The sequence below is a fragment of the Flavobacterium anhuiense genome, from assembly GCF_050990855.1.
Lineage (GTDB): Bacteria > Bacteroidota > Bacteroidia > Flavobacteriales > Flavobacteriaceae > Flavobacterium > Flavobacterium anhuiense_C.
The window spans coordinates 357,117-370,859 of record NZ_CP158861.1 but is presented as its reverse complement, the minus strand read 5'-3'; the positions used below and the strand labels follow the sequence as shown (position 1 = coordinate 370,859).

Genomic DNA, 13,743 nt, shown 5'->3' with positions numbered 1-13,743 from the left:
TTCTTTTTTTTATTTAAAAAATATGAATTCAGATAAAAGTATTACACATGTTATCCTTACCGGAGGAGTAGGAAGTCGTTTATGGCCATTATCTCGCAAAAGTAGACCAAAACAATATCTTGAAATATTTGAAGGAAAATCTCTATTTGAAATGACTGTTGAACGAAATAGTCATTTAGCGAATAAAGTAATGGTTGTTGGAAATGTAGATAACCATCAACTGAGTGGAAAAGTAATGGAAAAAACAAGTACTTCATACATAAATATTATTGAGGCTACTCCTAGAAATACCGCTGCTGCAATTGCTTTTGCCGCGTTTGCATCTGAGCCGGATGACATTTTAATCATTACTCCTTCTGATCATATAATTGACCAAATGGAGAATTATAATCAAGCAATAAGTGAGGCTGTACAAAAGGCTAACGATGGATTTATTGTAACTTTCGGTGTAATACCAACTAAACCGGAAACGGGTTATGGTTATATTGAAGCAGAAGGCGATAACGTAATTTCTTTTCGTGAAAAACCAAATGAAACTACCGCAAAAGAATTTATAGCAAAGGGCAATTTTCTATGGAATAGTGGAATGTTTTGTTTTAAAGCAAGTGTTCTTTTAGAAGAATTAAAGAAATTCCAGCCAGACGTATTTGAAAAATCAAAAGCTGTGTGGGAAGCAAGTAAGGAAGGATTTTTAGATTTAGCATTATCAATGGAAATTCCTTCAATTAGTATTGATTATGCGGTAATGGAGCGCAGTAAAAAAATTAAAGTTGTTCCCGCTTCTTTTTCTTGGTCAGATTTAGGGTCATTTGAATCAGTATATGATTATTTAAATTCAAAAGGTCATTGTACAGATTCTAATGGTAATATGGTTATTGGATGTGATAAGCATACAACATTTTTAGGTTTGAAAAATACCATTTTTGTTTATACTGAAACTGCTAATCTAATTCTGCAGAAAGAGAATTCTCAAGATGTGAAAGACATATATAGTGAATTGGAAAAACAAAATTCAGATTTATTAAATTAATAAAAGGCATCTAAAAAATGAAGAAAATTCTAATAACAGGAGGTGCTGGTTTTATTGGTTCACACGTAGTGAGAAGATTTGTTACTAAATATCCACAATATCAGATTTTTAATTTAGATGCATTAACGTATGCTGGAAATCTTGAGAATATAAAAGATATTGAAGATAAATCTAATTATACATTTGTAAAAGGTGATATTGTTGATGAAAATTTTATTAATGATCTTTTTTCAAATCATAATTTTGATGGTGTTATACATTTAGCTGCAGAATCACATGTTGATCGTTCAATTGAGGATCCACTTGCATTTGTTAAAACTAATGTTATTGGAACAGTGAATTTGTTAAATGCAGCTAAGAATCAGTGGAAAGAAGATTTTGAGCAAAAAAGATTTTATCATATTAGTACGGATGAAGTTTTTGGCTCATTAGGTCCTGACGGACTATTTAGTGAAGTTACTCCTTATGATCCAAATTCTCCGTATTCAGCGTCTAAAGCTAGTTCAGATCATTTTGTAAGAGCTTATGGAGAAACTTACAAACTACCATATGTTTTAACGAATTGTTCTAATAATTATGGTTCATACCACTTTCCTGAAAAATTAATCCCATTATTTATTAATAACATCATCAACAATAAGCCTCTTCCAGTTTATGGAGACGGGAATTATATTCGTGATTGGTTATTCGTGGAAGATCATGCGATTGCAATTGATTTGGTTTTTCACGAAGGTAAAAATCAGGAAAAATATAATATTGGAGGATTTAATGAATGGAAAAATATTGATTTGGTAAAACTTCTTTGCAAGATCATGGATCAGAAGTTAGGCCGTAAAGTTGGCGATTCTGAAAAATTGATTACTTATGTAAAAGATAGGCCAGGTCATGATTTGCGTTATGCAATTGATGCTTCAAAAATTAACAGAGAATTAGGGTGGAAGCCTACAGTTACTTTTGAAGAAGGATTAGAAAAAACCATTAATTGGTATCTCAATAATAAAGAATGGCTCGAGAATGTAACTTCTGGTGTCTATAAAGAATACTATAAAAAACAATATTCCTAAAACATGAAAAAAATAGCATACGTTGTTTTCTTGTTTTTTACACTTACTATGTCTTTAAGTGTTAATGCGCAAGATATAATGAAGTCTAAAGATTTAAGTACAGTAAATGTTGATTATTTATCTGATGATGATTTAGCAAAAATAGATGTACAATTAAAAAGCAATAATGCAACCATTGATCAAGTTGAGCCAATGGCATTGTCTAAAGGAATGAGTCAAAGTAACTTTAACAAATTGAAAGTTAAGCTAACTGAATATCAAAAGAAAAACTCAGGATTAGGTAAAAATACTGAAAAAACAGTAGTGGAAAAAACTGATTCAGGACGAAGACAAGAAAGTATCAAAAATGTTAAAGTAAAAGACTCAACAAATGCGCTCATTTTTGGATCTGAACTTTTTGATAATCCAACACTTAATTTTGAGCCTGATTTAAAAATGGCCACTCCTATGAACTATATTTTGGGGCCTGGTGATGAAATTCAAGTTACAGTGTATGGTGTACAGGAGTATGATGGAAATCTACCAGTTAGTGTTGAAGGAAAAATTTCTATCGAATATGTTGGCCAAATCTCTGTTTCGGGAATGACTATAGAAGCAGCAACACAAAAAATAAAAGGGTCAATTGCAAGAGTTTATAGTACAGTTAGATCTGGACAATCACAGGTTAGTGTGAGTTTAGGTAAAATTAGAACAATAAAAATTACTGTAGTTGGAGGAAAACAGCCTGGAAATTATTCAATTTCTTCGCTAGCTACTGTTTACAATGCTTTACATTTAGCAGGCGGACCTGGAAAGAATGGGAGTTATAGAAATATTGAGTTGATAAGAAATAATAAAATTTACAAAAATATTGACATTTATCGATTTTTGGTTAAAGGTGATCAATCGGATAATGTTGCTTTGAAAGAAAATGATGTAATTAGAATTCCTGCTTATAGTCAGAGAGTTACAGTCGAGGGGGAAGTAAAGCGTCCTGGTATTTTTGAGATGAAAAAAGGTGAGAAATTTTCTGATTTATTGAACTTCACGTCAGGATTTAACGAATTTGCTTATACAGCTTCAGTAAATGTACTACAAAAGACTGGAAAAGAATTTAAAGTACATGATATCAACGAAAGTGAATATAATTCTTACCAGCCTCAATCTGGAGATGTTTTTAGAATTACTAAGATTCTAAATCGATTTGAAAATCGAATCAAGATTGAGGGAGCTGTTTTTAGACCAAATTATTATTCTTTTACTGAAGGAATGAGAATTTCTGATCTTATAACGAGAGCAGAAGGATTAAAAGAAGATGCATATAGTAAAAGAGCAAGAATTATTCGTTTAAAAACAGATTTAACGACAGAAATTGTTAATGTCGATTTAGGGGCTGCTTTGTCAGGTGATTTAAATGCTGATATTGAATTAAAAAGAGAAGATATAGTTACTGTTTATTCCATTTTAGATTTTAGAGAAGAATATAAAATTACTATCGATGGTGAAGTAAAAAATCCAGGCGAATATGAATATTTCGAGAATTTAACATTAAATGACTTAGTAGTTCAAGTTGGAGGATTAACAGGATCAGCATCAAAAAGGGTTGAAATTGCCCGAATGATTAAGTCTGATGCAATAGATGATGCAGATCCAAAACGTATCGAATTAATTGAATTAGAGATTACAGCTGATAATAATGAGCAAATTAAGAATTTTGTATTGAAACCTTTTGATGTTATTAATATTCGTCGAATTGCCGTTTATGAAAAACCTCAAATGGTAACTGTCAGCGGAGCTGTCGGATATCCAGGAAAGTATGTTTTGGCCAATAAGAAAGAAACTGTTTACAATGTGGTAATGCGAGCAGGAGGATTAACATCTATAGCTAATCTAGATGGTATGAAAATTAAACGTCCAATTAAACAGGAAGAAATAGAGAAGTTAGAGAGTGTTGATCTTAATTTAGCGAAAAGCGATACTTTGAAGGGCAAACTTGTTAAGAAACTGAAAGAAGAGCAAAAGTTTGCTACAATTCCAGTGAATTGGGAAAAGATTGTAAAAGATAAAAATCACTATTCAAATGTAACTTTATTTCCAGGCGATGAAATTGAAGTTTCGGTTTACAATGAGGGAGTAAAAGTTACTGGAAATGTGTTGCTTACTTCGGAAATTCCTTATAGAAATGGTAAAGGATTTGGATACTATTTAAGTGCAGTAGGAGGGGTAGATAGTAAGGGATGGAAAAGCAAAGCTTATATTATTTATCCGAATGGCAAAGCAGATGTCACTAGGTCATTTTTATTTTTTAGGTCTTATCCAAGAGTTGAACCGGATTCGCAAATTGTAGTTCCCGAGAAACCTGAAAGAAAAAAAATGAGTGCGGGTGAGTGGGCTGGCTTAGGTACAGCATTTGCTAGTTTAGCGCTTTTAATAGTTACAGCATTTAAATAAAAATGATGGAAAAAGATTTAATTGAAAGTGATGAGATATCCTTAAAGGAATTAGTTCAAAAGATTAAGGAGTGGTATTATTATTTGCTTTCTAGGTGGAAAGTTATTATGTTAGCGGGAATTATTGGAGCAAGTATTGGATTGCTTTATTCTTTGACCAGTAAGCCAATTTACACAGCAACACTAACTTTTGCGTTAGAAGATGAAAAATCTGCAGGAGGATTAGGAGGTGCATTAGGATTGGCAAGTTCTTTCGGAATTGACGTTGGAGGAGGAGGAGGAGGTATGTTTTCAGGTTCTAATTTAACAGAATTATTTAAATCAAGGACAATGGTCGAACAGACTTTGCTTTCTCCTGTTGTTGTTAATGGAAAAGAAATTTCCTTAGCAGAAATGTATATTGAAGGAAATGGCTGGAGAGACCAATGGAATGATGATCCTAAATTTAAAGATATAAAGTTTTTACCTCAAAAGGATAGGAAACATTTTACCCGTGCTCAAGATAGTATTTTGGGGGTTATTTATCAAGATGTTTATAAAAATGCATTATCTGTAGGTCAAAAGGATAAAAAGATTTCAATTATTTCTATGGACGTAAGTTCTAATGATGAATTATTTTCTTTATTTCTTTGCAGAGCACTAGCAAAACAAGTAGGGCAATTTTATATTGACACTAAAAGTAAAAAAGCTCGTGTAAATATGGAAATTTTGGAGCGTCAAGTCGATTCTGTTCGTTCGGAATTAAACAGCGCGATTACTGGTGTCGCAGTTGCTAATGATAATACTTTTAATTTAAATCCTGCATTAAATATAAGGAGAACACCATCTGCAAGGAGACAGGTGGATGTTCAGGCTAATACAGCTATACTTACAGAGCTAGTAAAACAAAGTGAATTAGCAAAAGTAACTTTAAGAAAAGAAACTCCTTTAATTCAAGTGATAGATAGGCCTATTTTACCACTGGCAAAGGAACGTTTTGGAAAAGCAAAAGGAATTATATTAGGTGGTTTGTTAGCTGGTTTTATTATTGTGTTCTTTTTGATTTTAAAAAAAATACTTAAAGAACTACAGATGAAAGATTAAAATGAAAAATTATACTCTAAAAGTACAGGAAGTCAGAAAAGAAACAGAAGATACTGTTACATTATGTTTTAAACAACCTGGCCTGAAAAAAATAAAATATATAGCAGGACAGTATCTTACTCTTCAATTTAGAATAAATGGAAGAAGATACATCCGTCCTTATTCATTCTCTTCTGCTCCGTTAATTGATTCGACTCTAGATGTGACTGTAAAACGCGTGCCAGGAGGTATTGTATCGAATTACATAAATGATATGGTTAAAGTTGATGATGTAATTGAAGTACAGGAGCCTCTAGGTGATTTTATTTCTGAATTTGATGAAAAAGTAAAATCAGTATTATTTTGGGGAGTAGGAAGTGGAATTACACCTCTTTACTCTATGATTAAACAGATATTAATTCAACAACCAGAAGTTAATGTATATTTGATTTATGGTAATAAGTTAGAATCTTCAGTGATTTTTAAAGATCAATTAGTAAGACTTAGAGAGAATTATTCAAAAAAATTTGAAATTTTTAATTTTTATTCGAAGGAAGAATTTTTTCAAGATGACTCACATAAATACTTGGGAAGAATTAACTCAGAGTTTGTTGAAAAATTATTAAAAAGTATTAACCATCCTTGCAAACACTACATATGTGGCCCTATAGGGCTGAAAACTATAGTAAAAGATTCTTTACGTGCTTTTAATGGAGATCTAGATAATGTTTTTTCTGAAGATTTTGAAATTGTAAAAAAACCTGAAGATTTTATTGAGATTAGTAATCAGGAAATTAGATTGGCTTTTAATGGTTCTGAAAATAAAATTATCATAAATAAAGGAAATTCTATTCTTGAAGAGGCACTAGAAATTGGTTTAGAATTGCCTTATTCATGTCAGACCGGTAATTGTAGTACTTGTAAAGCAAAATTAGTTACGGGGAAACTAAAAATGATTGGATTAGAAAAGCCTCGATTAGATTTATCTGAAAATGAATATTTGCTTTGTTGTAGTTACCCTTTAACAAATGATGTACACATTGAAGTACAATAACCATAAATATTATATATAATAATGAAAGTAGTAATTTTTGCAGGTGGTTTTGGAACTCGCCTTATGGAAGAAACTGAAGCTAGACCAAAACCAATGGTTGAAATTGGAGGGAAGCCAATTTTATGGCATATTTTAAAAATGTATGAGCAACATGGTTATAGTGAGTTTATAATTTGTTTAGGTTACAAAGCTACTTATATTAAAGAATATTTTTATAATTACTATTTGCATAATTCTGATGTAACAATTGAATTAGCAAACAACAATATAAATGTTCATTATTCTGAAACAGAATCTTTTAAGGTAACATTAATAGATACTGGATTACATACAAATACTGCTGGAAGATTAAAACGTATTGAAAAATATGTAAAAGATGAAACCTTTATGTTAACGTATGGTGACGGCGTGGCAGATGTAAATTTAACAGAATTATTGAAATTTCATAAATCACACGGTAGGATAGCAACTCTGACAAGTGTTCAAGTTCCAGGTCGTTTTGGAAATTTAGAGATTAATACTCAAGGGGAAGTAGATAGTTTTGTAGAGAAGCCATTAGGTGATGGAATGTGGATAAATGGAGGTTTCTTTGTTTTAGAACCTAGCGTTTTTGAATATCTTACGGGAGAAGTAGAAGATATTCAATGGGAGAAAGAACCTCTAGGAGCTATAGCAAGAGATCAACAATTAGCAGCATATAAGCATAATGGATTTTGGAAATGTATGGATGCATTGAGAGATCGTATTGAACTGGAAGAAATGTGGAATTCTGGTAATGCAAAATGGAAAACATGGTAATGTCTTTGGAAATTTTAAAAAGTAATTATAAAGGAAAAAAAGTCTTTATTACTGGGCATACTGGTTTTAAAGGTGCTTGGTTGTTGAAAACACTTAATCTTTTAGGAGCCGAATTGAAAGGCTATGCTCTTGAACCTCAAACTGAAAACGATTTATTCAATTTAATAAATGGTGATTCTATTTGTACTTCAGTCATTGGAGATTTAAGAAATAAGGAACGATTACAGGATGAATTGATTTCTTTTCAACCTGATTTTGTTTTTCATTTAGCAGCACAACCATTAGTTCGCTTATCATATGATATCCCAGCTGAAACTTTTGAGGTGAATGCTATTGGCACAGCGAATGTTTTGGATGCAGTGCGCTTATTAGAAAAAAAATGCGATGTAGTATTAATTACTACGGATAAGGTTTATCAGAATAAAGAATGGATTTATCCATATCGTGAAAATGATAGATTAGGCGGGTATGATCCTTATAGTGCAAGTAAAGCGTGTACGGAATTAATTATTGACTCTTATAAAAACTCTTTTTTTAACAATAAGACATTTTCGGTACATCAAAAAGGTATAGCTGTTGCAAGGGCAGGAAATGTAATTGGAGGAGGTGATTGGTCAAAAGATCGTTTAATTCCAGATATTGCTAGAGCTTTCATTAATGATAAAAAGGTAGTAATTAGAAATCCTAAATCTATCAGGCCTTGGCAGCACGTTTTAGAACCAATAGTTGGTTATTTGTTATTGGGAGCTAAGTTGTCTGAGTCTCCATTACAGTTTAATCAGGCTTATAATTTTGGACCTTATGCATCTGATTCACTTACGGTAGAAAATATGCTTAAGTTAGCTATTCATTCCTTAGGGAAAGGGGAATTTATGGTCTTGCAAGAAGAAAATCAACCTCATGAAGCAGGATTGTTAAAATTAGATATTAATAAGGCAATGTCGGAATTAAATTGGGAGCCAAGATTAAATGCAGAGCAAGCGGTAAATATGACTATGCAGTGGTATGGGGAGTTTAATTCCAATAAAGATAATATTTTAGATTTTACCGTAAAACAAATAGAATCATTTATTAGGTAAATTGATGTTATGAAAATAGTAACTACAAAATTTAAAGATTTATATGTTTTAGAGTATAATTCTTTTAAAGATAATAGGGGTGAATTTGTAAAGACTATTCATAAAGAGACATTTTTAGAGAGTAAATTAGAATGGGAATTTAAAGAAAGTTTTTATTCTGTTTCACATAAAAATGTTTTTAGAGGAATGCATTTTCAGTATGCTCCTAATGATCATCAAAAATTGGTATATGTTGTAAAAGGTTCTATAATAGATATAATTCTAGACTTACGATCTCAATCAGAAACTTTTGGACAATATTTTACAATTGAGCTTTCAGATACAAATAGAAAAGGTATATACATAGGAAAAGGATTCGCTCATGGCTTTATTTCTCAAGAAGATGATACGATTGTGGAATACCATACAACCACAGTTCAAGACAAAGATTCGGAAGGAGGAGTGCGATATGATTCGTTCGGTTTTAAAATTACTGTTAATGATCCAATAATTTCCGAAAGAGATCAATCTTTTGATAAGTTTAATCCGAACATAAAATATTTTTAGAATGAAAGTATTAATTATAGGAGCTTCTGGCTTAGTCGGTTCTCATTGTATGGAATATTTTAAAGAAAAGGATGTCGAAACAATTGGTACATATAGAAAGTATAAAACAAAAGGGACTTATTTTTTCGATCCATCTGATCAGAACTGTTTTCTTTTTTTAGACGAAATAAATTTTAAGCCAGATGTAATTATTCATTGTGCGGCGTTAACTAATGTTGATTATTGTGAAGAGCATGAAAAGGAAAGCGAAGAGTTAACAGTAACTTCTACAGCTGTAATTAATGAATATTGTAAGGTTAATAATATCAAATTAGTTTACATATCTACAGATTATGTTTTTGATGGAAAAAATGGACCTTATTCTGAAGATGATGAGGTAAATCCTGTAAATATTTATGGAAAGCATAAATTAGCAGCAGAAAAAATTGTAGAAAATACACCAAATTTCATCATTGCAAGAATTACGAATGTTTATGGTGAAGAGGAAAGATCAAAAAATTTTATTAGTCATTTAATCAGTTTAATCCTTACTAAAACAGAGAAGACATTTAATCTGCCTTTTGATCAATTTGCGACTCCTATTTATGCTAGGGATGTTGCCAGAATGATTTATATGTTAATTCTGGATGATAAAAAAGGTATATACCATTTAAGCTCAACAGATTATTATAATAGGTTTCAGTTAGCATCTAAAGTTACGTCCTATTTTCCCGAGTCAAATCATTTATGTTTAAGTCCAATATCTACAAATCTTTCACAACAAAAAGCACTAAGACCATTATACGGTGGTCTCTTAAATAATAAATTTTTATTAGAATATCCTGATTTCAAATTAACCAATATAGATACTTTTGTTTTAAAAATAATTAAAAATGGAATATAAGAATATTAGCAGCAGCTTAAAAGAACAATTATTACCTACTATAAAAAATAATATAAGTAAGACTATAGTTCCGGGCATAGATTATGTATCTGTGACTGGAAAGATAATTGATGAAGAAGATATACTTAATGGAGTTGATGCTGCAATAGATGGATGGCTAACAGCTGGACGTTTTGCAAATACGTTCGAAGCTGATTTTGCAAAATATTTTGGGGCACATAGAGCTTTATTGGTAAATTCGGGTTCTTCAGCAAATTTAGTTGCATTTTATGCTCTAACTTCTCCAAAATTAGGAGATAGAGCTATTAAACCTGGAGATGAAGTTATAACTGTAGCTGCAGGTTTTCCTACGACAGTAAATCCTATAATACAATTTGGCGCAATCCCTGTTTTTATTGATGTTGATATTGCTACACATAATGTTAAGCCTGAGTTAATTGAAGCGGCAGTAAGTGATAAAACGAAAGCAATTATGATTGCGCATTCATTAGGAAATCCTTTTGATTTGGATGAAGTAATGAGAGTTGCTAAAAAGTATAATCTATGGGTAGTTGAAGATGACTGTGATTCTTTAGGAGCTACTTATAATGGAAAGAAAACGGGAACATTTGGAGACATTTCTACTTTCTCATTTTACCCTGCGCATCATATTACAATGGGAGAGGGAGGAGCTGTATTAATAAATAATCCAGTTTTATCAAAACTTGCAGAAAGTTTTCGAGACTGGGGAAGGGATTGTTATTGTGAACCTGGTAAAGATGATACTTGTGGATGCCGTTTTGGTCAACAGCTAGGTACTTTGCCTTATGGATACGATCATAAATATACATATTCACACATTGGATTTAATCTTAAAGTAACGGATATGCAAGCTGCTTTTGGTGTTTCACAAATTAAAAAGATTGATCATTTTGTTCAACGTCGCAAAGAAAATTATGCACTTCTGTACGAAAGAATGAAAGAATTTGAAGATATTTTCATATTGCCTGAAGCTACTCCAAATTCAGAACCTTCTTGGTTTGGATTTTTATTAACGCTACGTGAAGGTGATGCAAATGATCGTCATATGCTTGTACAGCATTTGGAGAAAAATAAAATAGGTACTCGTTTACTCTTTGGGGGGAATTTATTAAGGCAACCTGCTTATGCAAATATAGAACATCGTGTTGTTGGTAACTTAAATAATACTGATATAATAATGAACCAATCTTTTTGGTTAGGTGTGTGGCCAGGTCTAAATGAAACACATTATGATTATATCGCAGACGTTATAAGAGACTATATAAATTCATAAGCGATGGCAGAGTTATCTTCTGGAAATCGTTCCAGAAATATAAATAAGCAAATTATACTTTCTTTTATATTAAAATTTTTTTCAATGGGTTTAGGTTTTTTGGTTATCCCGAAAACCTTATCCGTTTTAGGTACTAATCAGTATGGAATATGGCTGACGATATTGTCAGTAGTTTCATGGATTGTATCATTTGATGTCGGAATAGGAAATGGTCTAAGAAATAAACTAACAGAAGCATTAGCTTTTAACGATTATGAATTGTCATGTAAATATATAAGCACAGGTTATTTCGCATTAGCTTCTATAGGTGCTATTATTATTGTTGTAATTAGTGTAATTATTCCATTTATTAATTGGAATGAAGTTTTTAATACTAATCAAATAGGTAATGCTGTTTTGCAAAAAACAATGTTTGTTATCTCAATAGCAGTAATTATCAACTTTATTGTAAGTATCGTCGATCAAGTTATGAATGCTTTCCAATTACCGGCGTTTACTAACTTAACATCTATTCTACATAGCTCTTTTTTCATTCTGTCTTTGACATTTCTTAAAATTGACCATGATTTATTTGCGATTACTAAAATTTATTCCTTATGCCTTTTATGTAGTAGCTTAATTGTCACTTTTTTGTTTTATAATATAAAAAAGGAATATTTGCCAAGAATAAAATGGATTGATATTTCTAAGGCAAAAGACATATTAAAATTAGGAGGTGCTTTTTTTATTATTCAAATTGCTACTATCTTTATGTTCTCAATGTCAAACATGTTAATTATACAATTATTAACTGCGCAAGATGTTTCAGTTTATAATGTTACATTTAGGTTGTTTTCAATCTTGACATTAGGATTTTCGATTATTGTAACACCATTTTGGTCTGCATTTACCGAAGCGTATAAAAAATCTGATTTTATTTGGATTCGTAAAGCTTTATACAAGCTGCATGTTTTGTTGTTAATTACTACAATAGGTGCATTACTTTTGGTGGTACTCCACCAGTTTGTCCTAGATTTATGGCTTGGTAAGGGTAAAATTAATCCAGGATTTGGAGTTTCATCATTAATTGCTTTGTATTCAATTATTTTAAACTGGAGTAACATTTATTCACATTTTTTAAATGGAGTTGGACAACTTAAAATGCAAACTATTGTTGCCATAATTCAAGGCATATTAGTGATTCCTATTTGTCTACTATGTACAGATATTCTAAAAATGGGTTTAATTGGGATTATAGTTGGGATGATTGCTTGTTTATTACCGTTTGCCATTTTAGGACCTATAGCTACTTATAAGATTCTTAAAACATATTCATAATGGCAAAAAAAATAATTATATCAGGTATCGGTCCAGGGCCAGCTGGAGTTGGTAGGGTTTTAGAATATCTAATAGAAAACTCACAAAATTTTAGTTTTGTTTATCCAGCTATGGGGAGAAAAATTTCTATTAAAGATTGTATTTTAAAACTTGAATTTTTGAAATTGTTTTTATGTTTTGTTTTAATTTTTAAATATTACTGCAAAACTATCTTTTATAATAGTAAACTTTATTTTTTTAAAAATAAAGACTTAATTGTCTTGCATCCTCAATCGATAGGTTTCCGTAAATTAGAAAGATTGATAAAAAGAAACAACTTGTCAATCTATGTAATGGATAATAATTTTTTTTGTATTAAATCTTATAATTATTTAAAATCTATTGAGAAGCCATGTTTATTGTGTTTAGATATGCAGTACAATAATGCTGTAAAGAACTCATGTGATTCGTTTCCTGTTTATTATTCATATGAAGAATACTTTGATTTTCTAAATGTTATTAAGGCAAATATTGATAAGATTAATTTTCTAACACAAAATTTTGGGCAAAAGGAATTATTAAAAAAACAGTTTGGTGAAAATTTATTAATTAGAGAGGTTGGGCTTCTAACATCAGATTTGTTCGAGGATTCAAAACTTTGGGTTTCAGAGAATTGTAAGAAGTATGATGTTGTTTTTCACGGAGATAGTAATTCAGCAAAAGGTAGTAAATATATTTATGAACTCGCAAAATATTTGCCAGAATATATTTTTTTATTCCCTTTCGAATCTCAATTTGAAGAAAAAATAGATAACGTTGAATTTGTTAAAATGAGTTGGACAACAGGTTTAAAAGAATGTGTTTTAAATTCAAAACTTACGTTATGCCCATCTATCTGGTCTGCGCCAATTGAAGGAAGTGTATTAAAAACTTTAAAATTAGGAGTTGCATTAGGAATTTTTGATGCAGAATATAGTTTTGGCAAAGAAATACCAGATGATAGTGTTTTAAGGCTGTCAGGAAATATCACAAATGATGTAGCGTTAATAAGGCAATTTATTACTTTAAAAAGCTACACTTCCGTTGGAATTAAGGGAAAAAATTATATCAATAAAAAAGTAGCGAAGATGACTTTAACATATAATGAAATCTTTAACAGTTAGTATCTCTACTAAATCAAAATACTTTAAAATAAAGTTTACTTAATA

General features: G+C 30.9%; 12 protein-coding genes. All 12 read left to right on the top strand.

All coding sequences use genetic code 11. From position 1 onward, the window contains the following. Window positions 1–22 precede the first annotated feature (22 nt). The 12 genes from ABTV69_RS01770 to ABTV69_RS01715 are packed head-to-tail and all read left to right on the top strand — an operon-like array spanning window position 23 to window position 13,698. Window positions 23–1,030, top strand: a complete 1,008-nt coding sequence (locus ABTV69_RS01770) for a mannose-1-phosphate guanylyltransferase (RefSeq protein ID WP_433833745.1) — start codon at window positions 23–25, stop codon at window positions 1,028–1,030. Window positions 1,031–1,047: 17 nt separating this feature from the next. Next, a complete protein-coding gene (gene rfbB, locus ABTV69_RS01765) occupies window positions 1,048–2,094 on the top strand; it encodes a dTDP-glucose 4,6-dehydratase (RefSeq protein ID WP_433833743.1) in 1,047 nt (348 codons plus the stop codon). A 3-nt stretch (window positions 2,095–2,097) separates the two neighbouring features. Continuing rightward, window positions 2,098–4,524: an SLBB domain-containing protein gene (locus ABTV69_RS01760; protein WP_433833741.1), complete on the top strand. Its 2,427-nt coding sequence runs from the start codon at window positions 2,098–2,100 to the stop codon at window positions 4,522–4,524. 2 nt (window positions 4,525–4,526) lie between these two features. Continuing rightward, on the top strand, window positions 4,527–5,606 hold the full coding sequence (locus ABTV69_RS01755) for a Wzz/FepE/Etk N-terminal domain-containing protein (RefSeq protein ID WP_433833739.1): 1,080 nt from the start codon (window positions 4,527–4,529) through the stop codon (window positions 5,604–5,606). A gap of 1 nt (window position 5,607) precedes the next feature. Continuing rightward, the gene (locus ABTV69_RS01750; RefSeq protein ID WP_433833737.1) at window positions 5,608–6,639 is read left to right on the top strand and encodes a ferredoxin--NADP reductase; all 1,032 of its coding nucleotides are present in this window, start codon (window positions 5,608–5,610) and stop codon (window positions 6,637–6,639) included. 21 nt (window positions 6,640–6,660) lie between these two features. After that, complete coding sequence (gene rfbF, locus ABTV69_RS01745; RefSeq protein ID WP_433833735.1) at window positions 6,661–7,437, top strand: glucose-1-phosphate cytidylyltransferase; 777 nt, start codon at window positions 6,661–6,663, stop codon at window positions 7,435–7,437. Beyond that, the gene (gene rfbG / locus ABTV69_RS01740) at window positions 7,422–8,516 is read left to right on the top strand and encodes a CDP-glucose 4,6-dehydratase (RefSeq protein ID WP_433833733.1); all 1,095 of its coding nucleotides are present in this window, start codon (window positions 7,422–7,424) and stop codon (window positions 8,514–8,516) included. The genes rfbF and rfbG overlap by 16 nt, the downstream gene beginning before the upstream one ends. A 9-nt stretch (window positions 8,517–8,525) precedes the next feature. Then, window positions 8,526–9,062 (top strand): dTDP-4-dehydrorhamnose 3,5-epimerase family protein, encoded by a 537-nt coding sequence (locus ABTV69_RS01735; RefSeq protein WP_433833731.1) that lies wholly within the window; start codon window positions 8,526–8,528, stop codon window positions 9,060–9,062. A 1-nt stretch (window position 9,063) separates the two neighbouring features. Further along, entirely contained in the window at window positions 9,064–9,945 is an 882-nt protein-coding gene (locus tag ABTV69_RS01730; protein ID WP_433833729.1) for an SDR family oxidoreductase, read from the top strand. Beyond that, entirely contained in the window at window positions 9,935–11,239 is a 1,305-nt protein-coding gene (gene rfbH / locus ABTV69_RS01725; RefSeq protein WP_433833728.1) for a lipopolysaccharide biosynthesis protein RfbH, read from the top strand. Before ABTV69_RS01730 ends, rfbH begins: the two co-directional genes overlap by 11 nt. A 3-nt stretch (window positions 11,240–11,242) precedes the next feature. Further along, window positions 11,243–12,556: a lipopolysaccharide biosynthesis protein gene (locus ABTV69_RS01720; protein WP_433833727.1), complete on the top strand. Its 1,314-nt coding sequence runs from the start codon at window positions 11,243–11,245 to the stop codon at window positions 12,554–12,556. Continuing rightward, window positions 12,556–13,698, top strand: coding sequence for a hypothetical protein (locus ABTV69_RS01715; RefSeq protein ID WP_433833725.1), 1,143 nt, complete (start codon window positions 12,556–12,558; stop codon window positions 13,696–13,698). The genes ABTV69_RS01720 and ABTV69_RS01715 overlap by 1 nt, the downstream gene beginning before the upstream one ends. The last annotated feature ends 45 nt before the right edge of the window (window positions 13,699–13,743 follow it).

What these genes read in the sequence shown, in the direction of transcription:
- ABTV69_RS01770 (WP_433833745.1), top strand. Translation starts at nt 23, where the DNA reads ATGAATTCAGATAAAAGTATTACACATGTTATCCTTACCGGAGGAGTA.
- rfbB (WP_433833743.1), top strand. Translation starts at nt 1,048, where the DNA reads ATGAAGAAAATTCTAATAACAGGAGGTGCTGGTTTTATTGGTTCACAC.
- ABTV69_RS01760 (WP_433833741.1), top strand. Translation starts at nt 2,098, where the DNA reads ATGAAAAAAATAGCATACGTTGTTTTCTTGTTTTTTACACTTACTATG.
- ABTV69_RS01755 (WP_433833739.1), top strand. Translation starts at nt 4,527, where the DNA reads ATGATGGAAAAAGATTTAATTGAAAGTGATGAGATATCCTTAAAGGAA.
- ABTV69_RS01750 (WP_433833737.1), top strand. Translation starts at nt 5,608, where the DNA reads ATGAAAAATTATACTCTAAAAGTACAGGAAGTCAGAAAAGAAACAGAA.
- rfbF (WP_433833735.1), top strand. Translation starts at nt 6,661, where the DNA reads ATGAAAGTAGTAATTTTTGCAGGTGGTTTTGGAACTCGCCTTATGGAA.
- rfbG (WP_433833733.1), top strand. Translation starts at nt 7,422, where the DNA reads ATGGAAAACATGGTAATGTCTTTGGAAATTTTAAAAAGTAATTATAAA.
- ABTV69_RS01735 (WP_433833731.1), top strand. Translation starts at nt 8,526, where the DNA reads ATGAAAATAGTAACTACAAAATTTAAAGATTTATATGTTTTAGAGTAT.
- ABTV69_RS01730 (WP_433833729.1), top strand. Translation starts at nt 9,064, where the DNA reads ATGAAAGTATTAATTATAGGAGCTTCTGGCTTAGTCGGTTCTCATTGT.
- rfbH (WP_433833728.1), top strand. Translation starts at nt 9,935, where the DNA reads ATGGAATATAAGAATATTAGCAGCAGCTTAAAAGAACAATTATTACCT.
- ABTV69_RS01720 (WP_433833727.1), top strand. Translation starts at nt 11,243, where the DNA reads ATGGCAGAGTTATCTTCTGGAAATCGTTCCAGAAATATAAATAAGCAA.
- ABTV69_RS01715 (WP_433833725.1), top strand. Translation starts at nt 12,556, where the DNA reads ATGGCAAAAAAAATAATTATATCAGGTATCGGTCCAGGGCCAGCTGGA.